This is a genomic window from Amycolatopsis sp. NBC_01286, assembly GCF_035982555.1.
Classification (GTDB): domain Bacteria; phylum Actinomycetota; class Actinomycetes; order Mycobacteriales; family Pseudonocardiaceae; genus Amycolatopsis.
Window position 1 is genome coordinate 777,523 of sequence record NZ_CP108428.1, and the last position, 17,223, is coordinate 794,745.

Annotated in this window: 13 protein-coding genes, 1 tRNA gene and 1 pseudogene; 3 read left to right on the forward strand and 12 right to left on the reverse strand. The window is 69.8% G+C overall.

Annotated elements, in window-relative coordinates; translation table 11 throughout:
• Positions 1-5 precede the first annotated feature (5 nt).
• Together OG570_RS03605 and OG570_RS03610 are read right to left on the reverse strand one after the other, a co-directional pair.
• Complete coding sequence (locus tag OG570_RS03605; protein ID WP_326955585.1) at positions 6-1,499, reverse strand: carboxylesterase/lipase family protein; 1,494 nt, start codon at positions 1,497-1,499, stop codon at positions 6-8.
• Entirely contained in the window at positions 1,499-2,920 is a 1,422-nt protein-coding gene (locus OG570_RS03610) for an ATP-binding protein (protein WP_326955586.1), read from the reverse strand. Before OG570_RS03610 ends, OG570_RS03605 begins: the two co-directional genes overlap by 1 nt.
• A gap of 44 nt (positions 2,921-2,964) precedes the next feature.
• Here OG570_RS03610 and OG570_RS03615 point away from each other — a divergent pair, with 44 nt between their 5' ends.
• Positions 2,965-3,360, forward strand: a complete 396-nt coding sequence (locus OG570_RS03615) for a helix-turn-helix domain-containing protein (protein ID WP_326955587.1) — start codon at positions 2,965-2,967, stop codon at positions 3,358-3,360.
• Between the two features lie 15 nt (positions 3,361-3,375).
• A pseudogene (locus OG570_RS03620) lies at positions 3,376-4,182 on the forward strand (RNA-guided endonuclease InsQ/TnpB family protein); the annotation flags it as partial.
• Between the two features lie 14 nt (positions 4,183-4,196).
• On the opposite strand, the gene OG570_RS03625 reads toward OG570_RS03620, so the two are convergent.
• The 9 genes from OG570_RS03625 to OG570_RS03665 form a co-directional block, all read right to left on the reverse strand.
• The gene (locus tag OG570_RS03625) at positions 4,197-5,849 is read right to left on the reverse strand and encodes an FAD-dependent oxidoreductase (RefSeq protein ID WP_326955588.1); all 1,653 of its coding nucleotides are present in this window, start codon (positions 5,847-5,849) and stop codon (positions 4,197-4,199) included.
• Between the two features lie 9 nt (positions 5,850-5,858).
• A complete protein-coding gene (locus OG570_RS03630; RefSeq protein ID WP_326955589.1) occupies positions 5,859-6,785 on the reverse strand; it encodes a ribonuclease Z in 927 nt (308 codons plus the stop codon).
• A 15-nt stretch (positions 6,786-6,800) separates the two neighbouring features.
• On the reverse strand, positions 6,801-7,364 hold the full coding sequence (locus OG570_RS03635) for an HdeD family acid-resistance protein (protein WP_326955590.1): 564 nt from the start codon (positions 7,362-7,364) through the stop codon (positions 6,801-6,803).
• A 61-nt stretch (positions 7,365-7,425) separates the two neighbouring features.
• Positions 7,426-8,952, reverse strand: coding sequence for a TIGR03767 family metallophosphoesterase (locus tag OG570_RS03640; protein ID WP_326955591.1), 1,527 nt, complete (start codon positions 8,950-8,952; stop codon positions 7,426-7,428).
• Positions 8,952-10,016, reverse strand: a complete 1,065-nt coding sequence (locus tag OG570_RS03645) for an ABC transporter ATP-binding protein (RefSeq protein ID WP_326955592.1) — start codon at positions 10,014-10,016, stop codon at positions 8,952-8,954. Before OG570_RS03645 ends, OG570_RS03640 begins: the two co-directional genes overlap by 1 nt.
• A complete protein-coding gene (locus OG570_RS03650) occupies positions 10,016-10,819 on the reverse strand; it encodes an ABC transporter permease (RefSeq protein WP_247061559.1) in 804 nt (267 codons plus the stop codon). The genes OG570_RS03645 and OG570_RS03650 overlap by 1 nt, the downstream gene beginning before the upstream one ends.
• Entirely contained in the window at positions 10,816-11,745 is a 930-nt protein-coding gene (locus OG570_RS03655) for an ABC transporter permease (RefSeq protein ID WP_326955593.1), read from the reverse strand. Before OG570_RS03655 ends, OG570_RS03650 begins: the two co-directional genes overlap by 4 nt.
• 1 nt (position 11,746) lies before the next feature.
• The gene (locus OG570_RS03660) at positions 11,747-12,877 is read right to left on the reverse strand and encodes an ABC transporter substrate-binding protein (RefSeq protein WP_326946684.1); all 1,131 of its coding nucleotides are present in this window, start codon (positions 12,875-12,877) and stop codon (positions 11,747-11,749) included.
• Between the two features lie 240 nt (positions 12,878-13,117).
• Entirely contained in the window at positions 13,118-15,331 is a 2,214-nt protein-coding gene (locus tag OG570_RS03665; protein ID WP_326955594.1) for an RICIN domain-containing protein, read from the reverse strand.
• A gap of 280 nt (positions 15,332-15,611) precedes the next feature.
• Between OG570_RS03665 and OG570_RS03670 the strand changes: the two genes are divergently transcribed.
• Positions 15,612-15,684 (forward strand) — tRNA-Ala (locus OG570_RS03670).
• 461 nt (positions 15,685-16,145) lie between these two features.
• Here OG570_RS03670 and OG570_RS03675 read toward each other — a convergent pair.
• Positions 16,146-16,472 carry a hypothetical protein gene (locus tag OG570_RS03675; RefSeq protein ID WP_326955595.1) on the reverse strand — a complete coding sequence of 109 codons (327 nt, stop codon included), beginning with the start codon at positions 16,470-16,472 and terminating at the stop codon, positions 16,146-16,148.
• Positions 16,473-17,223 lie beyond the last annotated feature (751 nt).

Sequence of the window (17,223 nt, forward strand, 5' to 3'; positions counted from 1 at the left end):
CGGTGTCAGGTCACCGGGAACCAGGTCCCGGACGCCCATTCCGTGTCGCCCCAGGCTTTTCGCTCTTCGACGCGTGGGTCGAGCACCAGATCCGTGTCTTCCCGGAAAACCAGCACCGGCCGCAGCTCCGGGCCGTACGGCGGCCATTCGGGGCCGTCTGCGGACGCGACGCCGTCGTGCACGAACCGCACCCAGCAGCGGTGGATCAGGAACGCCGCGCGCTCGCGGGCCGGGTTCACGTCGGTCGCCTCCGCGAACAACGGCAGCGGCGTCTTCCAAGCCATCGTCGTCTCCGTGCCGTGCCCGCCGTCGAGCTGCTCGGGCACGCCGGGCGCCGCGATGTCGATGCGGTAGCGGTAGACGGGCGCGTGCGCGGACTGCGCGTCGGCGAGGCGCTGGGTCGGGACGCCGTAGCGTTCGTCGCCCATCGCGGCGATCTTCGCGGCGTTGAGGTCCGGGACGCGGCGGAGGTACGTCTCGAGGAGCTGCGAAGCGCCTTCGTCACCGAGGATCGCGGAGAGGACGTCGTCAGCCGGCGCGGTCGCGGCGTCGTCACCCAGCATCATCGCGTACGTGCTGCCTTCGTTGCTGTTGCAGCCGACGAGCAGCGGGACGCCGGCCGCGCTGCCGCGGCGGATCGGCTCGATCGGAACCTCGGGCAGCACGCGGGGGTGCAGCGTCGGGCGCCACAGCCACAGCGCCTGGAAGCCGCTGAGGATCCGTTCCTGCGCCTCGACGAACTCCTTGGCCGGCAACGCCCGCAGCGCTTCGACGTCGTGGCAGCCGACCTCGTCGAGCAGCCGCCGGGCCAGCGCGGTGCCGGTTTCCGGCGTCGCCACGTGGTCCGCGCCGCCGCTGCTGCTGATCGCCTGCGCGAACAACCCCGCGCCGAGCGGGCTGCCCATCAGGTTCCCGACGCTCTTCGCGCCCGCCGAGACGCCGTAGACGGTGATCCGCGACGGGTCCCCGCCGAACGCGGAGATGTTGCGGCGCACCCACTTCAGGGCGGCGATCTGGTCGAGCAGGCCACCCACCCCGGCGTCCGCCTCGGCCTCGCCGAAGACGCCGGCGAGGTGCAGGAACCCGAGCGAGCCGAGCCGGTAGTTGATCGTGACGACGACGATCCCGGCGCGCGCGAACTCCTCGCCGTCGCCCAGCTGTTCGCCGTGGCCGACGCGGTAACCGCCGCCGTGCAGCCAGAACAGCACCGGGTACCCGCCCTCGGGCGCGGGCTCCTCCGGCGTGCAGACGTTGAGGTACAGGCAGTCCTCGTCGCAGACCGCCCGCGGGTTCATCGGGTCGGGCGACTGCATCGCGTGCGGCCCGTACTCCGCCGCGACGTGCACGCCATCCGAGAGCGAAGGCGGCTGCGGCGCCTTCCACCGCAGCTCGCCCACCGGCGGCCGGGCGTACGGGATCCCGCGCCACCTGCGGACGCCGTCACCCGCCAACCCCACCAGCGCCCCGAGCTCGGTCGTGACCGTCGGGACCGAGGCCATCAGAGGGAGGCCTGCTCTTCGGTCGGGAGGCACACCTCGAACCGGGTGCTCCCTGGCTCGGACTCGACGCGCAGGTCGCCCTGGTGCCGCTCGACGACGATCTTCCACGAGATGTCGAGGCCCAGCCCGGTGCCCTCGCCGACCGCCTTGGTCGTGAAGAACGGCTCGAAGATCCGGCCCTTGATGTCTTCCGGGATGCCCGGGCCGGTGTCGCCGATCTCCACGCGGACCTGGTCGTTGACGCCCCAGGTGCGCAGCGTGAGCGTGCCTTCGCCGCCCATCGCGCCCAGCGCGTTGTCGATGATGTTCGTCCACACCTGGTTGAGCTCGCCCGCGTACGCCGGGATCTTCGGCAGGTCGCGGTCGTACTCCTTGACAACGCGGACGCCGTCGCCGATCTTGCCGGCGAGCATCACGAGCGTGGAGTCGAGGCCGTCGTGGACGTCGACCCACTGGTGCGGCGACCGGTCCATCTGCGAGTACTGCTTGGCCTTGCCGACCAGCGCGGAGATGCGGGTGGTCGAGTCCTCGATCTCGCCCATCAGCATCTCGGTCTCGAGCGCGTAGGCGAGCCAGCGGACGGCGCCGTCCATGAAGGTGTCGCCGACCTGCTCCAGGACGTTGTCCAGGTCGGTCGTCGTGAGCCCAGCCCGGACGTAGATGTCGGCGAGGTCCCAGCCGCCGTCGATGTCGTGGTCCTCGAACCAGTCGCTGATCTGGTCCTCGCGGTCGGACTGCTGCATCGCGCTCAGCTTCGGGGCCTGCGCGACCTGCTTGACGAGCTTTTCCTGGACGTCGATCAGCTGGTAGAGCAGCTCGGGATCGATGGTCTTCTTCGCCAGGAACGCCAGCTTGTGCCGCATTCCGGCGACGCGCTCGCGCAGCGCGGACGTCGCCCGGACGGCGGCCGCGGCCGGGTTGTTCAGCTCGTGCGTCAGGCCGGCCGACAGCTCGCCCAGCGCCAGCAGACGGCGGCGCGAGCCGATCACGGTGTCGCTGTTGCGCCAGCCGAGGTACATGCCTTCGAGCAGGTGCGTCGCCATCGGGAACCACCGGCGGAACTCGACGGAGAACTCCCGCGAGGGCAGCGCCAGGAACGTGACGTCGGACAGCGCGCGCACCGAGGCGCCGTAGCGGTGGTCGGTGTCCTGGTGCACGAAGAACTGCGTCGCGCCGAAGTAGACGCCACGCTGGTCGGACCGGTTGGTCTCGACCTCGGTGCCGCTGACGAGCCGCGTCATCCGGATCGCGCCGCTCAGCAGGACGTAGAAGCAGGTCGCTTCGTCGCCTTCGCGGATGACGACGGTGTCGCCCTCGTACTCCTCGAGCACGGCGTTGTCGGCGATCCAGTCGAGCTGGTCTTCGGAAAGGTGTTCGAACAGGAAGAGGCCGCGAAGCTCTTCCCGCGGCAATGCGCTCATTCCTTCACCCCTGTTTTGTCGGTGGCCGGGGCTACGTTTCCCGCATGTCCCGCTTTCGCTTGACGCCCACAGCCGAACAGGAGGCTCGGCTGCTGGTCCATTGCGCCCACGCGCGGTTCGTCTGGAACCTCGCCGTGGAGCAGCACTCCCATTGGCGGCCCGGGCGGCCGCTCCCTCCAGGCTACGTCGAGCAGGCCCGGCAGCTGACCGAGATCCGGGACGAACACGCGTGGTTGCGCGAGGGCTCGGTCACCGTCCAGCAGCAGGCGCTGCGCGACTTCGCCCAGGCTCTGCGCAGCTTCTTCGGAGGCACCCACGGCAAGCCGACTTGGCGCCGAGCGGCGGTCCACCAGGGATTCCGGCAGGTCGCCGTCCGGCCTGAGCACGTACGAAGGCTCAACCGGCGGCGCGCCGCCGTGTGGGTGCCCAAGGTGGGCTGAGTCCGGTTCCGCTGGTCGCGGCGCCCGTCCGGCGAATTCAAGTCCTACCGGATCACCCGCGACCGCGCCGGGCGGTGGCACCTCGCGTTCGCCGCTGTCCCCGCGCCCGTTCCGGCGCCGGGCGACGGCAGTGCGGTCGGGATCGATCGAGGCGTTGCCGTGTCGGCGGCACTGTCGACCGGAGAGCTCCTGCACTGCCCCGGGCTGTCCCGCGCCGAGCGGGCGAGAGCGTTGCGGCTGCGACGGCGGCTCGCCCGGGCCGCCCGCGGATCGAACCGGCGCGCCCTGCTGCTCCGGGCGATCGCGCGGCTGACCGCCAAGGCGTCCGCACGCCGGAAGGACTGGGCGGAAAAGCTGACGACGCGTGTCGCCCGCGAGTTCGACGTGATCCGGGTCGAAGACCTGCGCATCACGCACATGACCCGATCGGCGAAGGGCACCGCCGCGGCGCCGGGACGGCGAGTGCGGCAGAAGTCGGGCCTGAACCGGGCGATCCTCGCCCAGGGGTGGGGTCTGGTGGTCTCGCGCCTGGAGAACAAAGCTCCGGGCCGGGTCGAAAAGGTCCCCGCCGCCTTCACGTCGCAACGTTGTTCCGCCTGCGGGCACGTGGCGTCCGAATCCCGCGAGAGCCAAGCGGTGTTCCGGTGCGTCGCCTGTGGGTACAGCGGCAACGCGGACGTGAACGCGGCCAGGAACATCGCCGCCGGACGGGCGGTGACCGCGCGGGGAGGCGGGACAGTGGTCCGGCCGGTGAACCGTGAACCTCGGCGACCCGACCCGGCCGTGCCGGGCTCGCGCCGCCGGAATCCCCTGGTCGGATGACTGCGGGGAGGACGTCAATGTTCCTCCAGGTACCGGTGTACCAGCGTCACGGCCATCGCGCCTTCGCCGACCGCGGAGGCCACCCGCTTGACCGACTGGGACCGCACGTCGCCCGCTACGAAGACGCCCGGGATCGACGACTCGAGGTAATGCGGGTCACGGTCCAGGGTCCAGCCCCGGGGGCGCTGGCCGGCGGCCAGCAGGTCCGGGCCGGTGCAGACGAAGCCGTGGGCGTCGCGGTGGAGGTCGTCGCCGAGCCACTCCGTGCGCGGGGCCGCGCCGATGAAGATGAACAGGTGGCCGGTGTCGACCTCCTCGGTGACGCCGTTTTCGCAGAGCGTGAGCCGCTCCAGATGGTCGTCGCCGTGGGCCTGCTTGACCGTGGTGCGGGTGCGGACGTGGATGTTCTCGATGCCGGCGATCTGCTCGATCAGGTAGTGCGACATCGACGACTCGAGCGACTCGCCGCGCACCAGGATGCTGACGTCGCTGGCGTGCTTGGAGAAGAACACCGCGGCCTGGCCGGCGGAGTTCGCGCCGCCGACGATGTAGACGTGCTCGCCCTTGCACTCGGGCGCCTCGGTGGGCGCCGAGCCGTAGTAGACGCCGCGGCCGCTCAGCTCCTCGATGCCCTCGGCGTCCAGCGCGCGGTAGGTGACGCCGCTGGCGAGGATCACCGAGTGCGCGGCGATCTCGCTGCCGTCGCCGAAGGTGATGACCCGGGACGAGCCGCGGGCCTCCAGGCCGACGACGTCGCGGGCGGTGAGCACCTCGGCGCCGAACTTCTGAGCCTGGCGCCGCGCCCGGTCGGTCAGCTGCGCGCCGGAGACGCCGTCGGGGAAGCCGAGGTAGTTCTCGATGCGCGAGCTGGTGCCGGCCTGGCCGCCGGTGGCCTTCTTCTCGACGAGCACCGTGCGCAGGCCCTCGGACGCGCCGTACACCGCGGCGCCGAGCCCGGCCGGGCCGCCGCCGATGACGACGAGGTCGTAGAACTCCTGCGCGGGGCGGGTCGACAAGCCGACCGCGTCCGCGATCTCGCCGCTGGAGGGGTGCTTGAGCACGGTGCCGTCGGGGGTGACGATCACCGGGATGTCGGCTTCGACGGCGTCGGCGGCCTTGAGCAAGCGCTTGCCCTCGTCGTCCTCGACCGAGTACCAGCGGTAGGGCACGGCGTTGCGCGCGAGGAAGTCGCGCATGTGGAACGACGGCGACGAGTACCGGTGGCCGAGGAGCTTGACCTCGTCGACCGGCTTGTCGCCGACGGCCTTCCAGGTCTCGACGAGCGCGTCGATCACCGGGTAGAGCTTCTCCTCCGGCGGGTCCCACGGCTTGAGCAGGTAGTGGTCGACGTCGACGACGTTGATCGCCTGGATCGCGGCGTCGGTGTCGGCGTAGGCGGTCAGCAGGGCCCGGCGGGCGTGCGGGAACAGGTCCATCGCCTTCTCGAGGAAGGCGATGCCGTCCATCTGCGGCATCCGGTAGTCGGCGAGGATCGCCGCGACGGCGTCGCCGCGCAGCTTGATCTCGCGCAGCGCGTCGAGGGCGTCGGCGCCCGAGTCGGCGCGGATGATGCGGTAGTCCTTGCCGTAGCGCCGGCGCAGGTCACGGGCGACCGAGCGGGACACGGCGGGATCGTCGTCGACGGTCATCAGGATCGGCTGGCTCACGCTTGCAGCCTACGGCGCGAGGCGCTCCGCTGGGGAGGACCGGCGTTTCGGCACCTGGACCCGCTCCAGGTCTCGGGCCACCACGATCTCGCCGTCGAACTCGGCCCGGGCTTCGTCGAAGAACCGCTGAGGCTCGGTGTAGCGCTGCGAAAAGTGGGTCAGCACGAGCAGCCGGACGCCGGACTCGGCGGCGACGCGGGCGGCCTGCTGGGCGGTCAGGTGGCCGAAGTCACGGGCCAGGGCGGTGTCCTCGGCGAGGAAGGTCGACTCGATCACGAGCATGTCCGCGTCCTCGGCGAGGGCGTAGACGCCGTCGCAGAGGCGGGTATCCATGACGAACGCGAACCGCTGGCCGCGCCGGGGCACGCTGACGTCGTCGAGGCTCACCGTCCCCAGCCGTCCGTCCCGCTGGAGCTTGCCGACGTCCGGGCCCTGGATGCCGAACGAGCGCAGCCGCTCGGGGAGCATCGTCCGGCCGTCCGGCTCGACCAGCCGGTAGCCGAACGCCTCGACCGGGTGACTCAGCAGCCGGGTCTCCAGGACGCCGAACTTGCCCGACGCGATCTGGCCGCTCGAAGAGATGGGCTGTTCCCGCAGGTCGGCGGTCTCGTAGAACGACGTCGCGTGCCGCAGCCGCTCGAAGTAGTGCGCGCCGGACGCCGGGAAGTGCGCGTGCACCGGGTGCCGCACCTTGTCCAGCGACAGTCGTTGGATGACGCCGGACAGCCCGAGGCTGTGGTCGCCGTGGAAGTGCGTGACGCAGATCCGGGTGACGTCCGTGACCGCGACGCCGGCGTGCACCATCTGCCGCTGGGTGCCCTCGCCGGGGTCGAAGAGGAGGCCTTCGCCGTCCCAGCGCAGGAGGTAGCCGTTCTGGTTGCGGTGGCGCGTGGGCACCTGGCTCGCGGTGCCCAGCACCACCAGTTCGCGGGTCACATCCCCGCACGGTACTCAGACCGCGGCGGGCGTGTTCGCGATCTTCCGCAGCCGGAAGGCCAGCACGAGCAGCACGATCCCGTAGACCAGCGCGTAGATCCCGGCCAGCAGCGCGACGCCGTACGCGCCCGCGATCGGGTTGATCACGATGAGGATGCCGGCGAGCACGGAGATCGCGCCGGCCAGGATGAGGAACGCCTCGCCCCGGATCTGCTTGCGCAGGCGGATCGCGGCGGCGATCTCGGCGATGCCGGTGACGATCGCCCACAGCCCGACCAGCAGCGCCAGCAGCAGCACCGTGATGCCCGGCCACACCAGCACCACGATCCCGGCGACGATGCCGAGCACGCCCAGCACGCCGTACGCGGCGCGGTGGGCGCCGTCGCCCGGGCGGAACGCCTGCATCAGCCCGCCGATGCCGTCCACGATCGCGTAGACGCCGTAGAGGATCGCGAGCACCAGGACGGTCGCACCCGGCCAGACGAGCGCGAAGATCCCGAACAGCACGGCGAACACACCGCGCACGGCCGTCAGCGGCCAGGCTTGCCGGGGTTCGACGACGATTCCGAAGGCGGTCATGTCCCGCTCCTTTGCACTCCGGGAGCCCCAGTATCGCGACACCCGGGGCCCTCGGCGCGGTTCACCACCCGTTCGGGCGTGGATCCCGGAGCAGGAGCTCGACGTTGCGGTCGGCGGCGGTCCCGGCGCCCCGCTCGGGGCCGTCGCGGTGCTGCCAGTAGTTCGCCGACAGCTCGCGGGACAGCCCCGCCAGCCCGATCGGGTCGGCACCACCGCCCGTCACCGGTCCACTGTGGTCGACGATGGTGACCACAATGGACAGCGTGCCGTCGGCGTTGTCGCGGACTTCGACGAGCCGGGCCTGCTGCGGCCAGTCGATGTGCGACGCCGTCGTCACTTCCCAGAACGTCTCCTGCGGGGTCACCTTGTTCTCGTGCGTGTGGCCGTTCACCCAGAGGACGACGTTCGGTGACGCGTGCAGCAGTGCGGCCAGCTCGTCGGCCAAGACCCGCCGGTCCGGGCCGTGGTCGTTGACCAGCGTGTCGAGGGGGTGGTGGCTGAACAGCACGACGAGCCGGTCCGCCGACGCCGTCAGCTCCGCGCGCAACCACTCGAACTGGGGAACGTCGAGCGAGCCCTGCCAGAAGCCGTGCGGGTTGACCGTGTCGAGCACCAGGCAGCGCAAGACGCCGTGGTCGAACGCGTAGTAGGCGGTGTCGGACTCGGCGTTCGCCCGGACGTATCCGTGGCCGTGGCAGTCGACGTGCGCGCCGATCCACTCGGCGCGGGAGACGTGCCGCCGCTCGGCGTCGGGCGTCACGGGCACCGTGGCGCCGTCCAGCAGCCGCGCGACGACGTCCCGCTCGGCCTGGTCGAAGCCGTGCAGCAGCTCGACGACGTCACCCTCGGGCAAGGCCGTCAGCTTGGCCCCGCCGACCGTGATCTCGCCCAGTTCCGGCCACGGCGGGACGACACCCTGCAGCATGTTGTCGTGGTTGCCGTAAACGGCGTACCAGGGCACGTGCAGCCCGGTCGCCTCGAACGGGCGCGCGGCCGCGTCGAGGGCGCCCGGCGCTTCCGGGAAGCCGTAGCGGGCCCGCGCGTGGTCGTCTTCGCAGCCCTCCGGCGTGCCATCGGGGTGCCAGTAGCGGACGTCGTAGGTCGCCGGGTCGCTCGCGTGGACGCCCTCCCAGTGCCCGCGCTCGCCGGAGTCCGGGTCGACCGGGCCGCCGTCGAGCGTGCCCAGGTAGGCGCGCAGTTCGTTGGCCTGGCAGGCGTCGGTCGCGTCGCCGGTGGACACCGCGAAGTCGACGTCGAACTCGTTGACCGCGCGGACCATCGCCTCGACGACGTGCGTGGTGAACACGTCCTGCGGCCGGTAGGTGCCGATCAACGGGAGGTACGGCCGCAGCGGCGAGTCCGGGTCGGCGTGCCGTTCCAGGTACTCGACCCGGCTCGGCGACTGCGCGTCCATCACGTGCAGGTCCGACAGGTGCGCGAACCGCGCCAGCGGCGTCCCGGGCCGGGAGGCCGACGCCGGCGCGAAGTCCTCCCGGACGGCGTGCGGCTCGCCCGGCGCCTCGGCGAGCCGCCGGTAACCCAGCTCGCCCGCCTCGGCCCGGACGATCCGCCGGCGCGTCGTGTCCACTACGCGTCCGCCGCCAGCAGGACCGGGCGGCTGCCGAAGCCGACGGCCGCCGTGCTGCCCGGGAGCAGCTCCGCGGCCGTCACGCTCGGCAGGTCCACGAGCACCGTCGTGCCGTCCGGCAGCACCGCCGTGAGGCGGGTGACCGCGCCGCGGAAGCTGTGGTCGGTGACGCGGGCCGGGCCGCCGGGTTCGAGCGTCACCGACTCGGGGCGGACCAGCACGCGCACGGCCGCGCCGTCCGCCCGCTCCCCCGGCTCGGCCAGCTTCAGCCGCTGCCCGGCGACGTCGACCTCGGTGCCGCCGCCGGTGACCGTGCCCGCGAGGTGGTTCATCGTGCCGACGAACTCCGCCACGAACGCCGTCGCCGGGCGCGCGTACAACGCGGCCGGGGTGTCGCACTGCTCGAGCCGGCCGTCCTTCATCACGCCGACGCGGTCCGCGATCGACAGCGCCTCCTCCTGGTCGTGCGTGACGAACAGCGTGGTGATGCCGACCCGCAGCTGCAGCCGGCGGATCTCGTCCCGCAGCTGCGTGCGCACCTGGGCGTCCAAAGCGGACAGTGGCTCGTCGAGCAGCAGCACGCGCGGCTCGATGGCCAGCGCCCTGGCGAGCGCGACGCGCTGCTGCTGGCCGCCGGAGAGCTGGTGCGGGTAGCGCTTGGCGTGGCTGTCCAGCCCGACCAGCTCCAGCAGCTCCTGCGCCCGCTGGTGCCGGGGCGCCGTGCCCTGGCCGCGCAGCCGCAGCCCGAACGCGACGTTGTCCCGCACGGTCAGGTTCGGGAACAGGCTGTAGGCCTGGAAGACCATGCCCATGTCGCGTTTGCTGGCCGGCACGCCGACGACGTCGGAGCCGTCGACGAGCACCTCGCCCGAGTCGACCTGCTCGAGGCCGGCCAGCACGCGCAACGCCGTCGTCTTGCCGCAGCCGGACGGCCCGAGCAGCGCGACCAGCTCGCCGGGCTCGATGAGCAGGTTCAGCCCGTCGAGGGCCTTGACGTCGCCGAACTCGCGGTGCAGCCCGCGGAACTCCACGGACGCGCCGGTCTTGGTTTCGATCACGGTCATCAGGCGGTTCCTTGCGGTGCGGGGGCGATGGGCGCGGCCGGGTTGTGCTCACGACGGCGGCGGCCCGCGACGAGGGACAGGACGAACAGCAGCAGGAAGGCGACGAACAAGCTGAACAGCGACACCGCGACCGACACGCCGGCCTCGGACTGTCCGGTTTGGACGGTCCACACCGGGAAGGTGTCCATCAGCAGGATGCTGGCCAGGGTGTATTCGCCGAGCACCAGCGCCAGGTTGAGGAACGCGGCGCCGAACACCGCACTGCGGATGTTGGGCACGATCACCCGCAGCAGCACGGTGCCCCAGCCGGCGCCGAGGCTGCGCGCGGCCTCGACCAGCGTCGGCAGCGCGATCGCCTGCAGGCCCGCGTCGAGCGTGCGGTAGGTGAACGGCAGCGCCAGGACGACGTACTCCAGCACGAGGATCACCGGCGTCCCGTTGATCACCTCCGGCGCGTCCGCGAACACCACGAGCACGCCGTTGACCAGCACGATCGGCGGGATGACCAGCGGCAGCAGGCTGATCCCCTCCATCACCCGGCGCAGCTTCGGCTTGCGCAGGTGCACCCAGCTGACCGTCGGGACCATGATCAGCAGGGTCAGCACGACCGTGCCCGCGGCGACCCACAGTGACGTGCCCAGCGTCTCGAACAGGCCCGGCTCGTCGAGCAGCTTGCTCCACGAGACGAAGCTGTGCGTGTCGTTGACGTCGCGCAGGCTGAACTCGACCGACGCCGCCATCGGCACCAGGAAGTACAGGCCGAACAGGGTGAGAATGGTCCAGCGACCCCATTTGTTGGTCATCCGAGCCACCTCGACGCGCGCCGCTGCATCCACGAGTAGAACGCCATCACGATGGCGACCACGACGATCATGCCGAGGCCGAGCGCCTTCCCGAGGTTCTGCTGGTCCGCCACGACGTTGCCGGAGACCAGCGAGCCGATCTGGATCGGCACCAGCGGGATGATGCCGGTGGTCAGCGCGTACGCGGTGGCGTAGGCGCTGAACGCGTTGGCGAACAACAGGAGCGTCGAAGCCAGGAACGGCGGCAGCAGCACCGGGACGGCGATGAGCCGGAAGTACTGCGTGCGCGTCGCGCCCAGGTTCTCCGCCGCCTCGCGCCACTGCGCGCGCATGCCTTCCAGCGCCGGGGTGAACACGATGACCATCAACGGGATCTGGAAGTAGATGTAGACGATCGCGATGCCGGAGAAGCTGAACAGGCTGAACCCGGACGCGTAGAGGTCGAGGCCGAGCCCGGTCAGCGCCTTGGTGACGATGCCGATGCTGCCGAGCGTGGCGATGAACGCGAACGCCAGCGGCACGCCGCCGAAGTTGGCCAGCACGCCGGCCGCGCTGGAGACGACCTTGCGCAGCAGGCCGTCCGGCTTGGACCCGAGGACGGCGTGGGCGAGCAGCGCGCCGAGCACGGCGCCGACCACGGCGGTCAGCGCGGACAGCTCGATGGACGTCACGAACGACCGGCCGAACTGGTCCTTGAAGGCCGCGCCGAGGTTGTCGGTGGTGAACGCGCCGTCGTTGTCCTGGAAGGCACCGACCGCGACCATCACCACCGGCGCGCCGAGGAAGACGCCGGTGTAGGCGAGGAAGGGCAGCAGGCCGAGGTGGCCGGTCACCCACTTGAGCAAGCGCCGCGCGAACCCGGGGCGCACGGGCACGGCGGCAGGCGACGTCGCGCCTGCCGCCGTGGTGAGGGTCTCGGCCGTCACGTCAGCCGACGGCCTTCGCCCACTCGTCCGCGACGACCTTCTTGGCCGCGTCGATCTGGTCGTTGGTCGGGAACTTCGTCTCGCCGGGGATCTGCGGCAGGGCCGCGAGCGACGTCTTGTCCGCGGTGCCCGCCGTCTCCATCTTCGGCAGCCGCGCCGGGCGCGAAAGGCCCTTCAGGAAGAGGTTCTGGCCCTCGTCGGAGAACAGGAACTCCTGCCACAGCCGCGCGGCGGCCGGGTGCGGGGCGGTCTTGCTGACCGCCTGGCAGTAGAAGTTCGAGTAGACGCCGTCGGCCGGGACCGCGACCTTCCAGTCGACCTTGCCCTCGAGCTTCTTCGCGTAGCCGGCCTGCAGGTAGTCCCAGTCGAGCGTGATCGGCGTCTGGCCGCTCTCCACGGTCGCCGCGCTCGACTGCACCGGGATGAAGTTGCCGGACTTCTTGAGGTCACCGAAGTAGCTGATGCCGGGCTTGATGTCGGCGAACGAACCGCCGTTGGCCAGCGCCGCGGCGTACACGCCGGCGAAGGCCGCGCCCGCCTTCGTCGGGTCGCCGTTCAGCGCGATCTTGCCCGCGTACTCCGGCTTCTTCAGGTCGGCGAAGGACGTCGGCGGGTTCGGCACCTTCTTGGCGTCGTAGCCGATGGAGATGTAGCCGCCGTAGTCGTTGACCCACTGGCCGTCGGCGTCCTTCTGGTTGTCCGGGACGTCGGCGAAGGTCGCGACCTTGTAGGGCGCGAGCAGGCCGTCCTTGGCCGCCGTCAGCGCGAAGGCGCCGCCGAGGTCGAGCACGTCGGGCGCACGGTCCTGGCCCTTGAGCTGCTTGACGGCGTTGACCTCGTCCTGGCTCGAGCCCTCGGGGTTGGCCTCGGTGACCTTGAGGCCGTACTTCTTCTTGAAGGCGTCGAGGACCTCGCCGTAGTTCGCCCAGTCGTGCGGGAGGGCGATGACGTTGAGGGTGCCTTCCTTCTTCGCCGCCTCGACGAGCTTGTCGAGCCCGCCGAGGTCGGCGGCCGACTTGGCGGTGCCGGCGGCACCGGAGTCCTTGTTGTCGCTGGAAGATCCGCCACAGGCGGTGAGTACCAGGGCACCTGCGGCGACCGCCGCGGTGAGCGCCGCGAAACGTCTGTTCACTTGCTACGTCCTCCGATACCCGGGGTGGCTGTGCGAGCGAACGCTCCCCGAGCAAGGTGAACAATCCATAACTTCCCGGTAAATATGTACTACCGTACGCATGCACGCTCTGTAATCACACTTTTCGCCCGTTCGGCGGTTGCCCGTTAACCCGGCCGACGGGTTTCGCGTGAGGACTTCCGTTACGGAGAATGAGGACCGGCGTGCGCCGCGGCCGCCACCACGGCGCACGCCGGTTGATCAGGGGTAACTCACCAGGTTGACGGGCTTCGTCCCCGTCGGCGTCGTGTCACCGGTGGTGTTGATGACGTGCGTGATCGTCCCCTGGTAGTTCAGCGAGACGGTCACCATGTCGTGGAACTTGACACCCGGGGTGTTCGGCGCCTCGAAGGCGTGCGCGCTGGCGACCGAGGGGTTGGTGCTGAAGAAGCAGTAGCTGCCCAGCCCCCACGCCTCGTGACTCGTCACGTTCGGGCCCACCTTGTACGCGGAGTAGCCCTTCGTGGAGCCGTTCATCCAGCCCGCCTGGTTCGGCACGTCGTACGGCATCTCGTTCTGGAAGAAGTACGTCCGGCCGCCGTTGCCGTTCCAGACGACCTGCGTCTTCTGGTAGTGCTCGACGAACAGGCCGTACATCGTCACGTTGTTGCCGTTGACCGTGAGCCCGTTGTCGGCGGTGTTGGTGGTCCAGCCGACGTTGTTGCCGTTGTCGGCGTGGTCGGCGCGCCAGATCCACATGTGGTCGCCGATCACGTTGTTGCTGTTCACCACCAGGCTGTTGGTCGCCTTGCCGACGGCCGGGCCGCCGATCCGGAAGAACACGTCGTGCAGCGACGTCGGGTCGGCCGAGTGGTCGGCGGTCGAACCGGCCGCACCGACCTGCATGAGCGTGTTCGAGTTGGTCGTGCCGGCGTCGATCAGCAGGCCGGCCACCTTCACGCCGTTGACGTCGTCGACGTTCATCGCGGTGACGCCGCCGTCCGGCACCAGGGTAGCGATGCCGAGACCGAGCACGACGGTGTCGGGCCGGGTCACGTGCAGCGCCTGGTTGAGGTGGTAGACACCGGGCGTCACCAGCAGGTTCTTCCCGGCGGCCAGCGCGGCGTTCATGTCCGCGGCGGTCGCGCCGGGCTTGGCGATGTAGAACTGGTCGATCGGCAGCGAGGTGCCCGGCGCGGTGCCGTTCGCCCAGCTCGTGCCGGACGCGTTGGTCTTCACCCCGGGGACGAACACCTGGTAGTTGCCGGCGTTGTCGATGTACAGGAACGGCTTTTCGCGCACGACCGGCGTCGAGGCGACGGTGGTGTAGGGCGGCGACGGGAAGGTGTTCGAGGGAGCGCCCTGGACGCCGGCGAAGACCATGTTCCAGTTCGAGCCGTTCCAGCTGCCGAACTGCGAGTTGCGCGAGATCCACTGCTGCTGCGAGCCGGAGCGGACCTGGCCGTCGATCTTCGAGTCGGAGATCCAGCCGCCGCTGGCCCAGCCGCCGTCGTCGAGCTGCAGGTCACCGCGGACGTGCATGCGGCGGTACGGCGCGGCCTGGCTGACCGCCCAGCGGTCGGCGCCGCCGGTCGGGTTGACGGATAGGTTCTCGGCGCCGCGCCAGAAGTTCTGCGTCGCGTTCTGCGGCGGGAACCAGTCGGCCTCGACGTGCACGGCGCCGTTGATCGTCACGGCGTCCGGGCTCAGCCCGAGGCCCAGCACCTGCGTGTAGAAGCCGACGTTCACGTCGTTGGAGTACGTGCCCGGCTTGAACATCACGGCGTAGCGCTGGCTGCCGAACTGGTTGCGTTCCTGCTGGCTGAAGATGCCGTTGAGCCGGCTCTGGATGCTGGAGCTCGACATCGACGGGTCGAAGATCACCACGTTCGGGCCGAGGTCCGGCTGACCGGAGGTCGGAGGAGTAGTGCCACCCACGGGGGTAAGTGTGAACGACTGCGCACTGGTGTTGTTACAGGAGTACTGCTGAAGCTGGACGGAGTCGGCGGTGGAGGCGCTCGGCACGTCGAGGCACTTCCCGCTGTTCCGGTTCACGAAGTGGTACCGCCCGCTGCCCTCGTCGACGGCCTGCCACTGCTGGTTGAGGCCGTTCGAGTAGCTCCACAGCTGCACGAGCCCGCCGTCGGCGGTCGAGACGCCGGTGACATCCCAGGCCGCGGCGGCGTTGTTGCGCGTGTTGACGCGGAAGTAGCCGTCCCCGGTCGACTGGAACTGCCACTCCTGGGAAGCGCTTTGATTGCAGCTGTACTGCTGCACGACGGTGCCGTTGGCACTGGCGGCAGCCCGAGCATCGACACACTTACCACTGTTCACGGCGGCGACCGTGTACCACCCGTCAGGGGTGATCGCGGCCTGAGCCGCCGGCGCCGCCGCGACGACGGTGATCAAGCCCGCGACCAGGGTGGACGCTGCCGAGAGCACCGTCATCACCCGCCGTCGCACCGGACTCTTCATCGAAACCTCCTCTGCCGCACAGGCGGCGTTCTTCGAGCAGGAAACGGCAGAGGCATGCCCGGTGAAGACGCGGCGTAACGGGCGGGGACCTCGGCGTCACAACCGCCGAAAATGTAACGGCGGACACACCGGGAGTCAATACACGCCTAAAAATAAGTCCTAAAACTGCAGGTCACAAGGTTGTGCCCAAGTTGGTGACCATGCAGGCACCCCCGCGTCGAGGGCCTTGGGAGGGCGTGTAGGGTATAGCCATACGAGATGCGGAGTACACCTTCGTCTCGGGGCTATGGCGCAGCTGGTAGCGCACCTCACTGGCAGTGAGGGGGTCAGGGGTTCGAGTCCCCTTAGCTCCACAGTGACGAAACACCGCTCACCGGAACAGAAGTTCCAGGTTGAGCGGTTTTTTCGTATCGGCGAACTTTGACTTTCGTCCAGAAGAAGTTCAGCTACCGGCGGGTAGCTGGGCAAAACTGGGGCACCGGCCCGAGGGCGGCGAAATGGGGTCACGAAAAGTGCCCCAGTAGCGTCCCCCGGACAGGTGGACGCCAAAGGTTCTTTGCGCGCACCTTCGTGCCATCGGCGGCAAGCTCAGCTCCTTCGCCGAGTCTCGTAACGAAGCGGTTCGCCGCCCATCACCGCAGTCCTGTCTCCTCCGATGCGGCTGGACGGAGTTAGCAGCGACCACGACCCGTCGCTCGATGCGAGGCAGCCATGCAGACCGACGATGAAGCCCTGCGGCGATCCGACCCCGTAGCGCTCGAGCAGGGCGAACCGACGAGTGACCGACACTGGCCGCCCACGACAACACCTGTTGTCAAGCGGTGAGTTTCCGGCACCTCCGGATTCGGAAGGTGCGGTAGACCGCGCCGCCGGTGACGAGCACCACCGGCAAGCCGCCGAACGCGACGGTGAACCGCGCGCTGTCCGACCTCCGTTCGACGCAGTGCTCGGCCGGTCGGTACCGGACGTCCAGCCGGCAGCCGACCTGGTGGCGGTGCCGGGTTCCCGGGTTGAGGTCCACCCGGACTACACCCTCAGGGCCGACGAAGGCGATCTCGTACTCCGGCGCTTTCTGCGGCACCAGCACCTGGGCGGGTGTGTGCTGGACCCGCTGGACGCGTCGAGTAACTGGGAGATTCACGGCTATTCGGACTCCTGCGCCATTGTGGACGATCGCCGGATATAGCTGGTTAGCGGTGGCGCACTGGGCTTCACCAGGCCCGCTTCCGCGAAGGGCGCTTTCAAGAAGATCGACGCCCCTTCGACGCCGAGGCCAACCCCCGGGGTGCCGATTTCGCAGCGGCACGAGGCGCAAAGGTTCCCGTTTTCGGAGACCTTTCGGGCAGGGGTAAAACGTTCCGGGGCGTTGACGCCGTCTGGGTCATCGCTGATACGTTCAGTCGAACAAGAGTGCATCACCCGGCTGGGGTAGCAGAGGTGATTCCGGCACTCTCGGTAACTGGGGTTTGGTTTACGAGGGAAGGCAGAAGACTTTATGGCGAGGAACGAAGGCCGAAGTGACCACGCCTCGCCGGCGCCGTCGATGACGAGCCTGTCGCCCGCAGTGGTTGCGCTGCCGGTGACCTGATGACCGGAGACCTGCGGTTCCGGCGAAAACGCCGACGCGCTTCTGCTGTTGTTGCGTGACCTGACGGAGGAAGCCGCGGGAGCCCCGCCGGCAACGCCGTTCGTGCCGAGACGGGGCACCGTGACGACGGTGTGCGCGCTCGTGCGAGCGGGGGTCTGGCCGAGCTGCGCAAGTTGAGCGGCACAGAAGCGGATTCTTCGGCGGTGAAGAAATGATCCGCGTGATCCTCCCAGGTGCTGAACCCACCCCGTCGGAGCCGCGCCACATCCACTGACTCCGCGGGTGCACCCATTCCGACTGTCCC

Coding starts and splice junctions, on each gene's coding strand:
- OG570_RS03635 (WP_326955590.1), bottom strand. CDS start 7,364: ATGACCGCCTTCGGAATCGTCGTCGAACCCCGGCAAGCCTGGCCGCTG.
- OG570_RS03650 (WP_247061559.1), bottom strand. CDS start 10,819: ATGACCAACAAATGGGGTCGCTGGACCATTCTCACCCTGTTCGGCCTG.
- OG570_RS03615 (WP_326955587.1), top strand. CDS start 2,965: ATGTCCCGCTTTCGCTTGACGCCCACAGCCGAACAGGAGGCTCGGCTG.
- OG570_RS03665 (WP_326955594.1), bottom strand. CDS start 15,331: ATGAAGAGTCCGGTGCGACGGCGGGTGATGACGGTGCTCTCGGCAGCG.
- OG570_RS03605 (WP_326955585.1), bottom strand. CDS start 1,499: ATGGCCTCGGTCCCGACGGTCACGACCGAGCTCGGGGCGCTGGTGGGG.
- OG570_RS03645 (WP_326955592.1), bottom strand. CDS start 10,016: ATGACCGTGATCGAAACCAAGACCGGCGCGTCCGTGGAGTTCCGCGGG.
- OG570_RS03610 (WP_326955586.1), bottom strand. CDS start 2,920: ATGAGCGCATTGCCGCGGGAAGAGCTTCGCGGCCTCTTCCTGTTCGAA.